The sequence below is a fragment of the Virgibacillus aidingensis genome, from assembly GCF_010994035.1.
GTDB lineage: Bacteria > Bacillota > Bacilli > Bacillales > Amphibacillaceae > Virgibacillus_N.
In genome coordinates this window covers 128,775-146,069 of sequence record NZ_WIXN01000008.1, presented here as the reverse complement: position 1 = coordinate 146,069, position 17,295 = coordinate 128,775, and the positions used below count along the sequence as shown (strand labels likewise).

Sequence of the window (17,295 nt, the reverse complement as noted above, 5' to 3'; positions counted from 1 at the left end):
CTTTATTTTCCCAGACATGAGCTGCACGACAAATGTTGTGTGGCTCAGTGTACTTACAAATACAAAGTATATTTTTCATAGATTTTGCGGACGGTTTTAAACACCTTCCAGCAATCTATTACTTTGGCTTTAAAATGAGGATTTATACCTACATATCGATCAGGTTTAAGGGTTTTTGCCCATGCTAATATTTTCTCAAAACATCATACTTTGCTGGCAGGAGTGAAAAGAATGAAGAGTTTAGATAAGCGGTGGCTTTTATTTTTAGTGTTAATTCTGGTATTAGCCACAGGACTGCCTTATCTTTCATTAAACCAGGAGGCAAGTACTACGTCCGAAGTGAATTCCGAGGATGTACAGTCCATGTCTATTGCCCTTGTTAATGAGGACGAAGGTGCGGTTTTTAATGGGAGTGAATTAACCTTTGGCGAGGCTTTCGTCAGAAGTCTGGACAGTAATGATGAGCATAATTGGTTTGTTGTCAGCCGCGGGGTGGCTGAAAGCGGACTGGACCGAAATACATACGATATGATGATAGTCATCCCGAATGATTTTTCGGAAAAAGCTTTATCCATTGATTCTGAATCCCCAGAGCAAGTCGTTCTAAATTATCAAATCAACGCGTCAGATGATGAGTATATAAGAGCAGAAGCAGAAAGAACTGCCAGTACCATATTGAATGAATTTAACCGCAGAATTATAGATGTATATTTTGCCAGTATTATAGGGAATCTTCAGGATGCACAGGATAATATAGGAGAAATCGTCGACAAACAAACGCAGCATACATCTACTTATAATAATGACATCAATAATCCACTTTCCAATTATACAAATCAATTCGGACTGATAAAAGATAATACACAAGCATCCAGAGACAGCTTTGGCGGATTGGAAGACTTAATGGAAGGTTTTGAAGACAGGCTGGCAGAAGGCGCTGATCAAAGCCAAAACTATCTTTCCGGTCTCGATGATTTTACTTCCACTAAAGAAGGAAATGTTAATGAGTTATTGAGTTTTAGTGATGCTTTGCTGCAGTTTGATAACTCTTTGAAAACTGATGATGTAGAAGAGCAGCTTGAGAATTTGCAGAATGCAAACAGTTATATAGGAATGCAATTGGATCAAAATCAAAATTTAGAAGAAGGATCAAATATTGTCACTGATACGAACAGTTTAAGAAATGATTTTCAGATAGAGATTGAGAGAGTAAATGGAGTAAAAAATGATCTGAATAATTATTTTGAGGATGGAGTGGCAGAAAATGTTGAAGAATATTTGAATGATTTATTTATAGATAGACTTATTGATGATGTTGATGGTCTGAACGAATATATGAAAGACACTCATAATGATTTGAAATTATTGCGTGAGAGATATGAGGATTTATATAAAAACCATTTAGAATTGTTTAAGCAACATACAAATTTAGACAAAAGTATTCATGAACAAATCAAAGGTCAGATTAATCAACTGCCGTCGATTAGTAAGACGGCTATAGACAAATTAGGTTTGTCTAATCAACAAGAATTGGAAGCGAAAAACGTAATTAGAGTGACAGAAGAATATTTGAATGATTTTGTTGAGGATGACGAGTCTATTAGACCACCATCTAAAGAACATATCCTAGAGGAAGACATTCGTGCCATAAATAAGCATTTTGTGGATAATGAGATTACTATGACTGATAGCGTCATATTGCCAGACATTCAAAAAGATGAAGTCTATTTTAGTATCCAATCATTACCGGAAAACTTTGAGTATCAAAGTATAGACTTCAGTTTACCGAATGGTACTCCAGAGCCTGTTGAAGATAAAGAGTTGACCTGGAAGTTCCCAAATAATATAGAAGCTGGTCAAATGGACGTTTCTCTTACTGTTAAAATGAAGGGTTCTAATGAGACAATAAATCTGTTTCAGCCTATTCCGTGGGAATGGAAAATAACAGCTTTTGAGGAAGACGAAAATATCCTTGATGAAGATCAATTTGAGCAGACTAATGCCCCAAATGTTTCTGCTAATTCTATCGAATATAATGAATTTGAAACTGTCAGGATGAATACACCATTAGTCGCGAATGTGAGTTTAGAGCAATCAGACAAAGAAGATGAGTCAGATCCATCTGTAGACTTTGAAAAGGACAATATAGATGATACAGATGAAAATGAAAATAGTTCTTCCAATAATGAGAATGAACATCGGAACTCAAATCCTAATGATGATGAAGGAGAAAGTAAGAATCACGCAACTGATGATGTTGAGAAAGAGCAGAGTTCTCCGGAAAATGAAAAAAACGAATCGACTTCAAATGAGGATGATGGTGCTGAAACTACAGATCTAAAAGGGGAACATAATGACGGAAACACTGATGTTGAATTAGAAGAAACCGTCATTGAAAAGGTCAAGATTACTGATAACTATATTCATCGCCCAGTATTGGAACCAGTGTATGATCAAGCAACACAAATGCTTATGAATGCAGTAATTGGAAAAGTAAGTGGATATCAAAAGTTGTTACCTCTTTATGAGATGTATTTTGGTGTAGATTTGCAAAGTGAACTGCCGGAAGACCTAGATTTAGAAAAAAATGTTACTGGATCACTACCTTTGTTTTTAATGCTTGAAGATAGAGAGGGATTAGAAGTACCTATACAGGAGATTATGTCCGCGGTTAAACAGGCCGTAACTGAGGATACTGAAAACGCACTATATCTGATATACGAAGAAATTAATTCATATTTAGATTTTGCAACATCAGCAGAAGAAAATGCGAATAATTTAGCGGAAAAAATCAATCAAACCTCTCAACAAGCACTATTGCTAAATAGCAGTTTAGAAGAAACACTCAATAACGTAGCCAACTGGCGCGAACAAAGCATGAATCTTCTTGACCAGCACGGCGTAGTACAAGAAAACGATATGGGCGAGCAGCAGGCAATCATGACATTGAACAACGAATTCCAGCCGCTTCTCTCAGAAAGTCAGTCCATCGCAGAGCAAGCGCAGGGTAATCTGAGCAGTGCGGAATCTGTTTATCAGACATTGGATACGATTGATGGGCAGGCCGATAACATTGAACAGAGTGGTGCTGATCTGGTAACACAGGCTGATCAGTTATCCACGGAAATGACAGAAAAAATGTTTGAGGATCAGGAATTTGCGGAGAACTTCTCTAACGTGCTTGCAAACAGCCGCGTTGGAGAGAGACAAAATGAAAATTTATACAATTTCCTGTCGAATCCTGTACAAACAAGTAATCAGGGAACAATTACATCCGGTGATAATTTCACACCATACTTCCTGGTTCTTACCATCTTTATTGTTGTGCTGTTTACTGCCTATGTGATTTCAACACTTCACCAGAAGCGCAAGGAAGAAGACCAGTTTGCCCATCAGAAGTCATTAATGGGTGCAAACACACCAATTACCATTATTACAGCTGGTATTGGAGCATTGGAAGGTATAGCCATTGGGGTCATTTCCAGCTATCTGCTGCAAATAGGTGAAGGCAGCATGGTGCTATGGACAATACTCATCACTGCGCTCATCATCGGCATGCTGCTGGTGGCAACGTATCTGCTGAGACAAGTGAAAATGATTGGTATGTTTGTACTGCTGATTGTCATGAGTATGTATCTGTTCTTAACGAATGCTTTTGGTACCGGTATTGCCGGATTGGATTACTTGAGGGCATATTCCCCATTACAATATGTGGAAAGCCTTCTGCTGCAGGCTGTGCAGGGTAATGCGAATTACCTCCTTGCCATGCTTGTCATTGCAGGTATTATTGTAATAGGTGCATTAGCAAACTTATTTGTCCTGACTAGAGAGGAAAAAGGGGACCTGGAAAATGAAGGTTCAGAAGAAGCTAGCTAAATTCAAATCTATACTTCTATTTATTGCCAGTCTGCTGGTACTGGTGTTCTTGCCGGTATCAGCGATGGCTGATACAGAAAAACGGGGAGAGCTGCAATTTAAAGTTGACCGAATCATGGGCGGAAACGACGAGCAGACTGAACTTCGTGAAACAGAGCTGGAAAGAACTTTCCCCGCTTTATTTACAGAAGATGTAAAAGCGAAGATAGAAGATACAGAGCGGGAAAATCAGGAGTCGATGGAAGAATTGAAGGAATCCATCTTTTCTGCCAACTTCGAGGCCAATTCTACTGTGGAGGATGTAAAGGATTCATTGTTTACGGAAGGCTACACAGCGGTTGCCTCGGGAGGATCGCAGGCACAGGAGGAAACTTCCTCGAACAGCGGTTTAAACAACATACTTCTCACTGTTTTTTCCGGCCTGGGACTTCTGTTATTTGGCGGTCTTTATTTCATGATGCGGTCCATGTTTGATTAGGAGAATGATAGATGTCACAGAATACGCATATTAATGTAACCGTAGATTTCAGCAAACGCATCCCAAATGGAATGCAGTACGATTTACGTATTCCCGTTCAGCTGACGGTAAAGCAGCTGCTTCAATATGTGATGGACACATTAAGAGTGGATTACAGTTCCAACTCCAAATTTGTGATCAAGGTAATAACAAAGAATCTGTTAATCTCAGACGATGACTACTTAACCGATTATCCTGTCACAGATGGGGATGTGCTTCACATATTATAGAAGTTATCACGTGTTCGGAGTCTTCCATCAGCAGATTATTCTGCTGATGGAGATTCACGTATACAGCCAAGAATGGAATTCCCTTGGCTGTATACGTGAATCAATTGTTATTTAATAAGAAGTTTTCAAATGAAGGAGTCAACAGCCATGCAGGATAAAACGATAGAAATTGAAGATGTAACACTTCATTTTAAAAAAGATGAGAATAATTGGCTTTTAACCATGCCAAAGTCACAAACGAATGTAAGAGATATGAAGCAAATGAATTTGCTGAAGGAAGTCTCCGATTACTTTGCTCCTCTCCAGATAGAAGAAAAAGAGGATGCATACCTTTTTAATTTTTCTGTGGAGGCGCATTGGAAAAACTGGGAAAATATCCGTAAGCTTCCTACCAATGAAAAGCTTCGATTACTTAATAATACGGCGAAACTGGAACGATTCCTATCTACAAGAATTACCTTCTCTCTACATCCGGACTTAATCGTATTTGATGAAAACTTAATGCCTATTATTACATACCGGGGGATGAGAAATTTAGTGCCTCCATTAAAGATAGATGAAGCTGTCTTTTTAAAGCAGTTTAAATGCATGATTATCGCACTTTTTTCAAAGAAATACACCTTTGACCAACTGTATAATGGTTCGTTAAGAAATGTGGAAGAAACCGAATTTCAGCGTCAAATCCGGGATATGGAGGATCTTGCACAATTAAAAGAATTTCTCCGTGAGAGTTACATAAAAGAACAACAGAAAACGGAACAAACGATGTCCATCGTACCATTAAAACGGTTCAGGCTGTTTAAGCAGTTGGCCATCATTATGATTGTTGTATCCGTACTGCTCGCTGCTCCACTTGCTTATTATGGGTTTGTGAAAAGTCCTTACCAGGATAATTTGCTTGAAGCCCATGGCCAGTATTTATCCGATGATTATGGAGATGTCATTTCTATCCTGCGGGGGGAAGATCCGGAGAATTTACCGTTTCGCACCAAATATATTCTTGCCCAATCCTACATTAACGTAGAACGATTACCGGACAGGGATAAAGAAGTCATCCTCAGGAATGTGAGCCTGCGAAGTGATACCAATTATCTGCTTTATTGGATTTATAATGGACGCGGAGAATTTGAGGAAGCCATGGAAAAAGCAAAGTACATAGATGATGTCCAGCTTATTATGCATGGATTAATTCAGCAAATAGAAGAAGCCAGAAACAACCCTGATTTAACTGGTTCGGAACGTGATGAGCGTTTGCAGGAACTGCAGGATGAATTGCTGAGTTACCAGGAAGACTATGAGCTTACCGACGATGAAGAAGGTACAGAGGATATACATGAACCGGGAAGTGCCGGTGTAGAAATAGATAATGATTCTGAAGATGGGGAAGCGGAAGAAAACAGTTCGGATGAAGATGAAGAAAATACGGATGATGACGAAGAGGACGAATGATCTTTACGTTAATATATAAAGTAATTGTCCCGCGGCAAATGAGGAAAGGAAGAAAAAGATGGCACAAAAATCACTCTTGCTAACCTATAATAATCAACTGCATAAATGCCATTTACTCGATGATGAGCCAAGAGATATAACAATCGGAAAGGAATGGACCAATCATGTCACCTTTCCTGAATTGGAACAGCCATTAACGGTGAACTGGGATGGGTCTGTGTGTAAAATCGAGGAAAATAAGGTGAACGGCCATTGGCAGCAGCCTGTTGCAGGGAAAACGATGGAGTTTTTCCTGGTCAATGATGAGAATAGAAAAATTTATGATATAACAGGAATTCAATCCATATCTGCCGGAAGTGACGAATATGCAGACATTACCATAGATGGATTTAATGCTGATTTTATCTTAGTGAAAGACCAGGAAGAACCGGTATTTTCACTAAATGTGCAGGAGGGTGTTATATACCATAATTCCTCACCGGTAACAGAAAATGCATCTGTGGAAGCAGGCGATCAGTTATTCTCCGACGGGATCATTTTTATCATTGGAGAAAAAGAAATTCAAATATTGTCATCCGACAGAAATATAAAATCAAAATTAGTTTCCCTGGTTGAGGTGGATCACCCTTATCAAGGGGATTATCCCGATTATCATCGATCCCCGAGAATCATTTACCGGGAGCCGGAGGATAAGCGGGAGATCGCAAAACCGGCTAATAAACCTTCCAAACCGAGCGAGCAGCTGGCACGTACTATTGTGCCGCCACTGGTCCTGATTGTTGCACTTGTGCTTATTTCCCTTGTGCAGCCAAGAGGTATATACATCATCGTTATGCTTGCCGTTACAGTGACTACCATTATATTTTCCGTCACTTCCTATATTAAAAGTGTGAAGAAATACAAGCGTGATACGAAAAGAAGGATAGAAACCTACAAAGAATATTTGCAGCGGAAAACGAAGGAACTGTATGAGGCGAGTGAAGAGCAGCGGCATGCATTAAATTACCATTATCCGGATGTGGAAGAAATCAGAGATATGGCAGTAAATGTCGAGGCAAGAATTTATGAAAAAACGATGTTTCATCACGACTTCTTAAATTTCCGTGCAGGACTTGGCAAAGTGGAGTCCAGCTTTGAAATTGAATTTAATGAAGAGGAGTTCACCCAGGAAAAAGATGAACTTGTGGATGAAGCACGTGAACTATTGAATCAGCATGATGAAATTGAAAATGTGCCGGTGGTTACTTCGTTAATGAAAGGACCTGTCGGCTACATCGGTCACCGGAAGCTTGTGCTCGAACAGCTTCAATTACTGGTAATGCAGCTTTCTTTATTCCACAGCTATCATGATTTGCAATTTATAACGATTTTCCCTGAAGAAGAAAAAGAACAATGGCACTGGATGCGCTGGCTTCCACATGCAAGCATCCGGGATGTGAATGTCCGGGGGTTTGTGTACCATGAGCGTTCCAGAGATCAGGTACTGCATTCCATGTATCAAATATTGAAAGAGCGAAAGCAAATTCTGGAAGAAAAGGAAAACTCCAATGAAAAAACCTATTTTTCACCCCATTTCGTTGTATTGATTACCGATGAAAAAATGATTCTCGACCATACGATTATGGAGTTTTTCAATGAAGACCCAAGTGAATTCGGTGTATCGCTTGTCTTTGTACAGGACGTTATGCATGCACTTCCGGAACATGTCAAGACGGTAATTGACATTCGCGACGCCAAACACGGGAACATTATTCTGGAGGAAAGTGAACTCGTTAACAGGCGCTTTACCCTGGATCATTTTCCAAAAGGGTTTAATAAAGAAGAAGTGTCCCGTGCGCTGGCACCAATTAACCATTTGCAAAATCTGAAAAACTCCATTCCGGAGAGCGTGACATTTTTGGAAATGTATGGCGTGGAAAAAGTGGAAGAGTTGGCGATCGGCCATCGCTGGAAAATCAACGAGACGTATAAAAGCTTAGCTGTTCCGCTTGGCTTGAGAGGTAAAGAGGATGTTGTGCAGCTGAACCTGCATGAAAAAGCACACGGTCCCCACGGGCTGGTTGCGGGTACGACAGGTTCAGGTAAATCAGAAATCATTCAATCCTACATTATTTCACTCGGTGTGAACTTCCACCCGCATGAAGTCGCCTTTTTGCTGATCGACTATAAAGGCGGGGGAATGGCGAACCTGTTTAGAAATATGCCGCATCTCGTTGGAACGATTACCAACCTGGATGCCGCTCAATCCATGCGTGCGCTTGCCTCCATCAAAGCGGAGCTGCAGAAAAGACAGCGCCTGTTTGGCGAGCATAATGTCAACCATATTAATCAGTATCAGAAGCTTTACAAGCAAGGTGAGGCCAGTGAAGCGATGCCGCATCTGTTCCTGATTTCCGATGAATTTGCCGAGCTGAAATCGGAGCAGCCGGACTTTATGAAGGAACTTGTCTCCACTGCGCGTATTGGGCGTTCCCTTGGGATTCATTTGATCCTGGCTACACAGAAGCCGAGCGGGGTTGTGGATGACCAAATCTGGTCCAACTCGAAATTCAAGCTGGCATTAAAGGTGCAAAATGAAGGAGATTCCAATGAAATCCTGAAAACACCGGATGCCGCAGAAATTACCCTGCCGGGGCGGGCCTACTTGCAGGTCGGGAACAACGAAATTTACGAGCTTTTCCAGAGTGCTTTCAGTGGCGCAGATTATGTCCCTGATAAAGATGATCATGAATATATTGACACCACGATCTATGCCATCAATGATTTGGGTCAATACGATATTTTAACAGAGGATTTAAGCGGACTGGAAAATAAAGAGGAAATTGAAAAAGTACCAACAGAGCTTGATGCCGTTATTAACCATATTGCAGATTACGCAAAAGAACAGGAGATAGAGCAGCTGCCAAGACCATGGCTGCCGCCGCTTCCTGAACGTGTTTTTGCAGAAGACTTACATCCGCTTGATTATAAAGAAGAATGGGAGCAGCCGAAAAAACCGATGAAAGTTACCATTGGTCTGCTTGATCAGCCGGAACTCCAATCACAGTCGCCATTGGAACTGGATTTAACAAAAGATGGCCATATGGCTGTCTTTTCCAGCCCGGGGTACGGAAAATCCACGTTCCTGCAGACAGTGGTCATGGATCTGGTGCGGCAGCATAATCCCGAACATTTGCATGTATATTTGCTGGATTTCGGTACCAATGGACTGCTGCCATTGAAAAACTTCCCGCATGTGGCGGATACGATTCAGTTGGATGATGTGGAAAAAGTCGGCAAGCTGATTCGTATTTTGACAAACGTGATTAAAGAACGCAAACAGAAATTGAGTAAATACGGTGTGGCCAACATGGAGATGTACGAAAGAGCGAGCGGGGATGTCATCCCGAATATCTTTATTGTGATCGATAACTTTGACTCTGTTCGCGATGCAGACTTCTCCGATGAATTTGAAAAACTGATCACCCAAATCGCCCGTGAAGGTGCAGGTGTTGGATTATATCTGGCCATCAGCGCAGGCAGACAAAGTGCCATGAAAATGCCGCTTCTGTCCAATATTAAGACGCAAATGCCGCTGTATTTAATTGAGGATACAGAGGCGCGGGCCATTGTCGGGAAAACAGATATTGAAATTGAGGAAATCCCGGGGCGCGGTCTCGTGAAACTGGAAGATCCGGCATTATTCCAGACAATGCTCCCGACAAAAGGAGCGGAATCGCTGGAAATCATTGATACGATTCAGGACACGGCCAAAGAAATGGATGCTTATTGGGAAGGCGAGCGTCCGGAGGAGATACCGATGATGCCGGATGGTGTCCTCGACTTTGAGAATTTCAGACAGCGCAGAAGGACAAAGGATCTGCTGGAAAACAAATTGCTGCCAATTGGGCTGGATTTTGAGGAAGTGGAACCAATTGCATTTAAACCAAAGGAGCAAGGGCATCTGACGGTTGTAAGTGACAGACGGGATGGCCTGGAAAAAATGAATCAGTCATTGGCAAAGAATATGACAGGTCTTACAGGCTCCTATAAGACTATGCTGATTGATACAAATGAGAAGAAACTGGCAGAAATCGGAGAAGGTCTGAACGCTTATGTATCCGATCATGACGGGGTAATTGCTGTAAAGGAAAATTTGATTGCAGAAATCAATAACCGCCTTGAAAGCAATGATGCTGCTGAAGAATGGGTCGTGCAGATCGTTGACTTAAAAGATTTCACGGAAAGAAGCAATTTAGAAGATAATGAAATAACCATTTTGATCGAACAGTCCGGCAGAGTGGGAATCCACTTTGTTATTGGCGGAGATTACAGTTATATCGGGCAAAGCTTTGAACAAATTCCAAAGTATGTCAGAAACCAGGCTACCGTTGGTTTAGTAAGTATGCGACTGGGTGATCAGGATATATTCAAACAGCCATTTATGAGGCAGGAAAAATATCCGGCGCCGTTTGAATGTTATTTTGCCATGGATCATCAGCATATTAAGATTAAAATACCGGAGTAGGGGAGGGAGAGGTAAAGTGAGTGTGGATGTAGGTTTGTTACGTAGGCAGAGGACTACTGTTTTAAATGGGATGCAAAATTCCAGAGAGCAAATAAGCATACTATCCGATAAAATTACGAGGCTTCGTACAGCTTCCAATAACTTAGAGTCGTCCATCACTGAACTGGAAACGAGTAAAAGTAACATTGATAATCTATCAATAAATAACAGTAGATGGAAAGGAACAAATGAAAACAATTTTAATGGTCGCTATTCAACTTATCAGGGTCATGTTGGAAATTTTGTTCAACATACGAAGAATGCAAAAAGTACGATCGATGAAGAAATTAGTCAGGCAGAACAAAGTAAAGCTGCATACACGGCTGGTTTGAATAATCTTCAATCAACGCTTAATTCTTTGGATGCACAAATTAGAAATGCTGAAAGTGGGTGAATTTAATGCCGGAAGTAGGAATAAATTTTGATGTATTTCGTTCAAATGTTGATAACCTAAGAAGTTCAGCTTCCAACTTGGAAAGCAGTATTAAAACGAGCCGAACCTTTGATAAAACCAATATTTCACCGTTTATTGATGATCTGGAAAATATCATTCAGGCTGCAGAATTAATTGATAAATATAAAACATTACTTAATGAGGACATTAATACTTTAGAACATGTCGGAGAACAGATGAGGCAGAATGATGAAGAATTGGCAAACAGGAATAACTACGTTAGCCATGGTCCACAACCACTGCGTAATTAAGAAAAACGAATAGCTCTGCTGGATTTTTTCTTAAAGGTATGGTTTGGATTATAATGCTATAAATGATACCTGTCATTATATAACTTCAAAATATGACTGTCATTAATCCGACATTATAAAACAATGGGGAAATGAGTTTACTAATGTAGTTTCAGTTTATGTGCCAATCACTACCAGTGTATATGAAAATATTATAAATTAACTTTTATTGATCGTAGGGGTGGGGGATGTAATATGGGTATGAAAGTTGATATATCAGAAGTTCGTACTCTTTCCGATGACGTGAAGAGTGCTGCCGATGGAGTCTATTCGGCTTTGGAATCCATTCGATCTAGTATCTCTCAAATAGATGCAATGAATTCTTTTTCAGGTAAGGCTGCCAAAAATGCAAAAGGATATTTTAATGAATTACATGGCTCATTAATTGATAGCTTAGAGGAATTGTATATTGATCTTGAAGCTAATTTAAAGGATCATTTAAATGCATTTGAAGGAAGTGTGGATTCTAATACTAGTGCAATTGTGGAAAGTGATTATTTAAATGAAATAGAAAATGATGTTGATTTAGAGTACACTAAATTAAGCAGCTATCATCAATCCATTGAGCGTACTATTCAAAATGTAAGAGATATAAGTAGTGCAACTGCTCCAGAGCTTTATACAGTAACCAGTTCTAAAAGAGAAGCCGAAGAAGTGATAATTGACCTTGAAAGTAACTTATCAAACTTTACAAAAGAAGGGAAAGGTCAAATTTCAAGAACACAGGAATTGTTGCAGAGAATTGAAAGAACAATAAGTACGGCAGGTACTGAACAGGGAGAAGCTAGATTTACTGATTATAAGAGTGGCTCTGCAAGGAAAGAGGTATTAGATCTAAAAGGTTTTGTTGAAGGGATTAAAAAGGGTGAAGAAACAGTTACAGGTCTAACCTCAAGTTATGCTATTTATCAAGCAGCAAAAAATCGCGGATTAAGCGTATCAAAGTATACAAAAAATGGAAAGGTTATGTATCGTATTAATGCATCAGAGGATGCATTAAAGGCATTAGGTGTAAAACCTGATTCCAATGCTAGAAAGGCAATAAAACAAAATAGAAACCATCGTCAAGCTCCATTAAATTATTATGATAAAAAAAGTGGAACACAAGTCTGGTCAAAAACCGGAAGAGATGTTATAAATAAACACCCTGCTATGACAGCTTATAATGACAAAGCGTCTTTTAAAGATAAGGCCAAATACGTAGGAAAATCCACATTAAAAGGTTCAGGCCAGGGATTAAAGGATGCTGTTGATGTTAAAGGTATAGCTAATAGCGGGTTTGCAAAAGGAGCGACTAAAGCACTTGGTCCATTGGCTGCTGGCTTAAGCTATTATGGGAACTATCATGATGCACAGGCTGATGGGTTGAGTGGGAAAGAAGCTCATTCCCGAGCTGTAACAAATACTGCAGTAGATGTTACTGTTAGTAGTGCCGTGCAGGCTGGTTTTACTGCTGCAGGTACTGCTTTTATTCCGATTCCTGGGGTAGGAACTGCAATAGGTGTTGTTGCTGGAATAGGAGCAAATGCACTATTGAATGTGGAATTTGGCGGAAAATCAATAATGGATCGAGCTAAAGATGCTGTTAACAAAATAAAAGGTTGGTTTAGTTAGAATATATAGAAAGGAGGTTTCAAAATTTTGTTTAAAAAACTATCAGAAACGGATTTTGCTGCATTAAGAGGACCTTTCGAATCTGGAAGGCAGAGTCCTGGTTCGCTAGGTTCAATGTTAATTTTATCTGTCTTCTTGCAAGGTTTAATGTTTTTTTTAACATATGTGGTTGCTGCGGATAGATCAAATTATCCATATATGGAAATCATTTTTATCGTACATCTTATAATAACAGTCATACTTATTTTGTTTTCAATTATCTTTTCGATTCGTGCTGTATACATGAAATATCAAAAGGTTCAATACTTGGTTACTATCATGGTTTCTCAAAATCTGTTCGGTGTATTTTTTTATATTGCCGCTTTATTTCTTATAAGTTCTGATCGCCTTGGTTTAAGTACTTCAATAGAATCGGTTATATTTTTTACTTTTATAACGATTTTACTTGGAGTTTTAATCTTCATCGCAACTTTTATACGTTTTTATATCCTATTACGAAATGGTAAATATCGAAAAGGATCTCAAAGAGATATAATAAGAGAAAAATTTGAAACTAAATCTTATATACCAATAGCGATCATTGGAGGGATAGCAGTAGTATTCGTAATTCAGTATATAGCGAGGAACAGTTATGTATTCGATATAAATGTTATTATCTTATTAATAATAGGGCCATTATTATTCTATGCGATGCTCTTTGTTCTCCCTGAACAACTGGTTTTACTTTACTGTAAACACCGTTTCGACAGTTTTAATTATAACAAAAACGGAGACTTAAATCCCATGGGAAGAAAGGGTGCATAAGATGAACATTGAAGTGCGACCGCTTATTTTTAATAACATATTAGTCTATGAAACAAAACAGCTGCGAACAGATTGGCAGGAAGGTTTATTTGTGATGGAAGACTTTACGTTAGCTGAAGATATTTACAAGAACGGTCCCATTTTCTTCTCGGTAACTTCTGAAACAAATGAGGATAAATTTGGCCACTTTACCTACTACCTGCCGATTAATGATCGGGTTACCTTGAAAGATGAAACCCACTTTCAATTTCATGAAAGTTTTATTGTGGAAGAAGCCTTGGCTATGCGCCAAGCAGATCAGGAAGTGGATTTTCATGCAGCATATCAAAAGATAAAGAACTATGCTGCCACTGAAGATATTCCAATTGAAGATACATATTTTGTGGTTTTATTAGAGGTGTATGGAGATATTATCATTGATTTGTATGTTCCGATTCAGGATCGGAGTGAAGAAAAATGATTATAAACAACCACCAAATTGCTCATAGAAATGTGGTATCCAAATATTATAATTTTCTGCCCGAGGAAATTGATGTTGCCATAAAAGACTTTGATTCAATACTTGAAGAACAAGGTTACCATACAAATGGAACTATGTTTTTTTCTATTATCAGCGATCCAACTGAAGAAGTTATGACCGCAGAAATATTTTTAACTATCGATGAAGATCATTTTATAAACAAAACAGAGGAAGAAATGTTTTTTCGCAGTTATTTTTTAGTTTCACCAATGGTTATGACTCGTGTAATGGATAATTTTGATGAAGTGTCACAGGTGAAGTATTGGGAGATTATCAATTACATAAAACGTAATAGATTAAAGCAGCAAACACCTATGTTTGTAGAATTTAAAAACAGTCACTCAGGAAGAAATTATGTGGAAATGAGTGTTGGAGTAAAGTAATAATTTACATAGTAGCGTGTAAGACAACAGGGAGAGAATTATTATGAAAAAATTATTTTTACTATCTGTATTATTATTCTCTTTAGTTGTTGCAGGATGCAGTGATTCCGATGGGGATAATACTACCGGAGAGCAAAGGGAAGAGAATATAGATACAGAAACAAGTGAAGAAGAATCAGGTGCAGCTGGAGAGGTGGAAGATTTGAATTTACAACTTCAGAAAGCGGATGAAGAAGCTGGCGTGACTGTTGAAAATAATGCTGTATACAGTGCTTTGTCTGAGGCAGTGGAGGCCGACCCACAAATGGGTGTTCCTAACGACTTTAGTTTATATCCTTTTGATATTGCAGAATTTGAAGATGGAAGCACTTCTATTATATTTCTTGCTATTAATCGGTTGGAAGACGGAATTCTAAATGTATCTTTTGATTTAACTTTTGGGAACCAGGATGGAGAGTACATCTTTGAAGATGTTAAGGTTTATTTACCGGAAGACCAGTTTGGTGTAATTGAAGCAGATAGTTCAGTACCATTTTTACTGGATATTACGCCGGAGGAAGAAGCATTTTTTTCAACTTTGGATATGGATAATGTACATATGGAAATGGCAAATTTCGAAATGGATATTGTTGAATAAAGACCAAACAAAGGACATCGGGTGGATCACTCTTTGTCCTTTCTTGTGAGAAATATAAATTACTGTTGAAATCCAATTCTTATCTTACGATACCTACAGGTAATATTACAATCAAGTGAAAAGCTTATAATAAGGCAGTTGGACAGGCATCTTTGGTTTTAGGAAAAATGAACAGCGATCTGCAAATCTGGGGAATATATTTAAATGCGAAGGGTGAAATATGAATGGCCAACAAAATAAAAAAATGGGGGCTCTCCAATTTACGTAAACAATTCCAGAAATATGCCTTTCCAGGCTTCAAAGTTACCCATGGCCCTTTTATTACTGTCGAAGATAAAATGTATATGGTAGTGGGACAAAATATGTTCCAGTCGCCATTATATTCACACTTTGATGTGCTTGATTTAAATGGAGAACGCGCAGATGAACAGACTGCAGAAATGGTTTTTGTTTATTCCTCAATGATTCAAATAACATCATATTTAAAGCAGCTAGAGAATAAAGTCGAAAAATCACGGGCAAATGAAAGAACTTTGAATGATGATTTATGGATGGGAATAGATATTGAATGGATGGTCCGTTCAAGGTTTAAAAAGGAATACGGGGAAGATTTTAATAAATTAAAACGGATTAATAGAAAGATATTGCCATTGTTTCAAGAATTGCAGACACGAGCTGAAGAATTATCAAAGTCGGAAAACTTGACGATCGATTCCTTTCAGGATTTTACTCAGGCATGGAGTACATTTTGGAAGGGATACGAAGAAAGAATGTCTTTTCTGTTTACGTTTAGAAATTTTTTGCAGGAAAAGAACATTCAGGAGGAAACAATGGCTGGCTCAGGCTTTTACCATGTCTATCAAGAGGCAAATGCAATATATAGTATATTTTCGGAAAGTATCCCTATGGAGTCACCATTTATTAAGGACATTGATGATTTGATTGTATGTACGGCTCAACTTGGACGTGTCCAACCTGAGAAAAAATATGAGACTGGTGTAAAGCCAATTTGGAACATTTCATATAGTTTTTTTTCTCACGTATATAAGTTGATTAAGTATATATTCCCGGTTCCTATCATTCTAGTATTTTTGGGCGTTTTAAGTACTTATGAATTGGTGAAGATAGCACTTGTTTTTATAACGTTTTTATTGCCATATCTGATCAATAAAAATGTACTTAAATCAGCTGCCAAAAAACAAATGCAGCAAAAGCGAATAAAATTACTAGGGAGACTTCCCATTGTACAAACAAAATATCAACAAGCATTTTTTGCTTGGAAGCATGCGGAAGAAGAAAGGCAGCGGACAACACATTGTTACGAATTTCAAGCTAAAACAGCCAGAGTACAGAACATATTGATGGGTACAGGGCTAGTTATTTTTTTGTTTGGCATTGTAACAAGGCAAGCGGTGCAAGAATATACAATGTGGTATATAGGAATAGGAGCTGGACTTATTGTGTTGGGAGCCTTTCTTCTTAAATGGAGTTGGATGAACATTCAGGTTTGGCCAGATAAAATAATACTTGGGAAATTAGAGATGCCGGTCCAGTCTATCGGCTTAGTTAGATTGAATAAGCACCGAGGGAGATTCTCGGTCGCTGTGAGATCGGAAACAAGTCCCTTGGTATGGCGTGTTCCAAAGGAAAAGCGAGAGTATATAATGAATTACCTGGAAGATTGGTGTAACAGAAATTATGTCACTTGTCTATTGCGTGACGACAAGACAGAATAAAAACTGCTTGGAGGAAAGGTGTAGGAGCTTCCCAACTATGTGAGCCTATAATGAGACAAAGTCTTCTTTGAGAATGTTGATAATAGTGTAGGAAGGTCCACTGTAAGAAGTGCAAAGCAAGGTCTAAAAGTGCTGTTCATGTAAAAAGGATTGCTAAGTGCAGGGAGGTGCAAGATAATGTTGCAAAAGTTTGAAGAAGAAGCTTTTGAGTTTTAAGGGGGCCCTTTGAATCTGGAAGG

General features: G+C 38.8%; 13 protein-coding genes. All 13 read left to right on the top strand.

Translation table 11 applies throughout. From position 1 onward, the window contains the following. Positions 1 to 231: 231 nt before the first annotated feature. Positions 232 to 3,876 (top strand): type VII secretion protein EsaA, encoded by a 3,645-nt coding sequence (gene esaA, locus GHD25_RS08955; RefSeq protein ID WP_164216045.1) that lies wholly within the window; start codon positions 232 to 234, stop codon positions 3,874 to 3,876. Next, entirely contained in the window at positions 3,851 to 4,354 is a 504-nt protein-coding gene (essA, locus tag GHD25_RS08950; protein ID WP_164216044.1) for a type VII secretion protein EssA, read from the top strand. The genes esaA and essA overlap by 26 nt, the downstream gene beginning before the upstream one ends. Before the next feature lie 11 nt (positions 4,355 to 4,365). Continuing rightward, on the top strand, positions 4,366 to 4,623 hold the full coding sequence (locus GHD25_RS08945) for an EsaB/YukD family protein (RefSeq protein WP_164216043.1): 258 nt from the start codon (positions 4,366 to 4,368) through the stop codon (positions 4,621 to 4,623). Between the two features lie 129 nt (positions 4,624 to 4,752). After that, positions 4,753 to 6,072, top strand: a complete 1,320-nt coding sequence (gene essB / locus GHD25_RS08940; protein ID WP_240452282.1) for a type VII secretion protein EssB — start codon at positions 4,753 to 4,755, stop codon at positions 6,070 to 6,072. A 58-nt stretch (positions 6,073 to 6,130) separates the two neighbouring features. Continuing rightward, the gene (essC, locus tag GHD25_RS08935; protein WP_164216042.1) at positions 6,131 to 10,579 is read left to right on the top strand and encodes a type VII secretion protein EssC; all 4,449 of its coding nucleotides are present in this window, start codon (positions 6,131 to 6,133) and stop codon (positions 10,577 to 10,579) included. A 16-nt stretch (positions 10,580 to 10,595) separates the two neighbouring features. Beyond that, positions 10,596 to 11,012, top strand: a complete 417-nt coding sequence (locus GHD25_RS08930; protein WP_164216041.1) for a YwqH-like family protein — start codon at positions 10,596 to 10,598, stop codon at positions 11,010 to 11,012. Between the two features lie 5 nt (positions 11,013 to 11,017). Continuing rightward, the gene (locus tag GHD25_RS08925; RefSeq protein ID WP_164216040.1) at positions 11,018 to 11,323 is read left to right on the top strand and encodes a TIGR04197 family type VII secretion effector; all 306 of its coding nucleotides are present in this window, start codon (positions 11,018 to 11,020) and stop codon (positions 11,321 to 11,323) included. Positions 11,324 to 11,557: 234 nt separating this feature from the next. Further along, a complete protein-coding gene (locus GHD25_RS08920; RefSeq protein ID WP_164216039.1) occupies positions 11,558 to 12,976 on the top strand; it encodes a T7SS effector LXG polymorphic toxin in 1,419 nt (472 codons plus the stop codon). A gap of 27 nt (positions 12,977 to 13,003) precedes the next feature. Further along, positions 13,004 to 13,780 (top strand): MATE family efflux transporter, encoded by a 777-nt coding sequence (locus GHD25_RS08915; protein WP_164216038.1) that lies wholly within the window; start codon positions 13,004 to 13,006, stop codon positions 13,778 to 13,780. A gap of 1 nt (position 13,781) precedes the next feature. Then, positions 13,782 to 14,240, top strand: coding sequence for a hypothetical protein (locus GHD25_RS08910; protein WP_164216037.1), 459 nt, complete (start codon positions 13,782 to 13,784; stop codon positions 14,238 to 14,240). Further along, complete coding sequence (locus tag GHD25_RS08905; RefSeq protein WP_164216036.1) at positions 14,237 to 14,683, top strand: DUF5085 family protein; 447 nt, start codon at positions 14,237 to 14,239, stop codon at positions 14,681 to 14,683. The genes GHD25_RS08910 and GHD25_RS08905 overlap by 4 nt, the downstream gene beginning before the upstream one ends. A 43-nt stretch (positions 14,684 to 14,726) precedes the next feature. Beyond that, complete coding sequence (locus tag GHD25_RS08900; RefSeq protein ID WP_164216035.1) at positions 14,727 to 15,320, top strand: hypothetical protein; 594 nt, start codon at positions 14,727 to 14,729, stop codon at positions 15,318 to 15,320. Between the two features lie 224 nt (positions 15,321 to 15,544). Next, complete coding sequence (locus GHD25_RS08895; protein WP_164216034.1) at positions 15,545 to 17,056, top strand: hypothetical protein; 1,512 nt, start codon at positions 15,545 to 15,547, stop codon at positions 17,054 to 17,056. Positions 17,057 to 17,295 lie beyond the last annotated feature (239 nt).

Excerpts from the sequence above, each read along its gene's own strand:
- esaA (WP_164216045.1), top strand. The coding sequence starts at position 232 with ATGAAGAGTTTAGATAAGCGGTGGCTTTTATTTTTAGTGTTAATTCTG.
- essA (WP_164216044.1), top strand. The coding sequence starts at position 3,851 with ATGAAGGTTCAGAAGAAGCTAGCTAAATTCAAATCTATACTTCTATTT.
- GHD25_RS08945 (WP_164216043.1), top strand. The coding sequence starts at position 4,366 with ATGTCACAGAATACGCATATTAATGTAACCGTAGATTTCAGCAAACGC.
- essB (WP_240452282.1), top strand. The coding sequence starts at position 4,753 with ATGAAGGAGTCAACAGCCATGCAGGATAAAACGATAGAAATTGAAGAT.
- essC (WP_164216042.1), top strand. The coding sequence starts at position 6,131 with ATGGCACAAAAATCACTCTTGCTAACCTATAATAATCAACTGCATAAA.
- GHD25_RS08925 (WP_164216040.1), top strand. The coding sequence starts at position 11,018 with ATGCCGGAAGTAGGAATAAATTTTGATGTATTTCGTTCAAATGTTGAT.
- GHD25_RS08920 (WP_164216039.1), top strand. The coding sequence starts at position 11,558 with ATGGGTATGAAAGTTGATATATCAGAAGTTCGTACTCTTTCCGATGAC.
- GHD25_RS08910 (WP_164216037.1), top strand. The coding sequence starts at position 13,782 with ATGAACATTGAAGTGCGACCGCTTATTTTTAATAACATATTAGTCTAT.
- GHD25_RS08905 (WP_164216036.1), top strand. The coding sequence starts at position 14,237 with ATGATTATAAACAACCACCAAATTGCTCATAGAAATGTGGTATCCAAA.
- GHD25_RS08900 (WP_164216035.1), top strand. The coding sequence starts at position 14,727 with ATGAAAAAATTATTTTTACTATCTGTATTATTATTCTCTTTAGTTGTT.
- GHD25_RS08895 (WP_164216034.1), top strand. The coding sequence starts at position 15,545 with ATGGCCAACAAAATAAAAAAATGGGGGCTCTCCAATTTACGTAAACAA.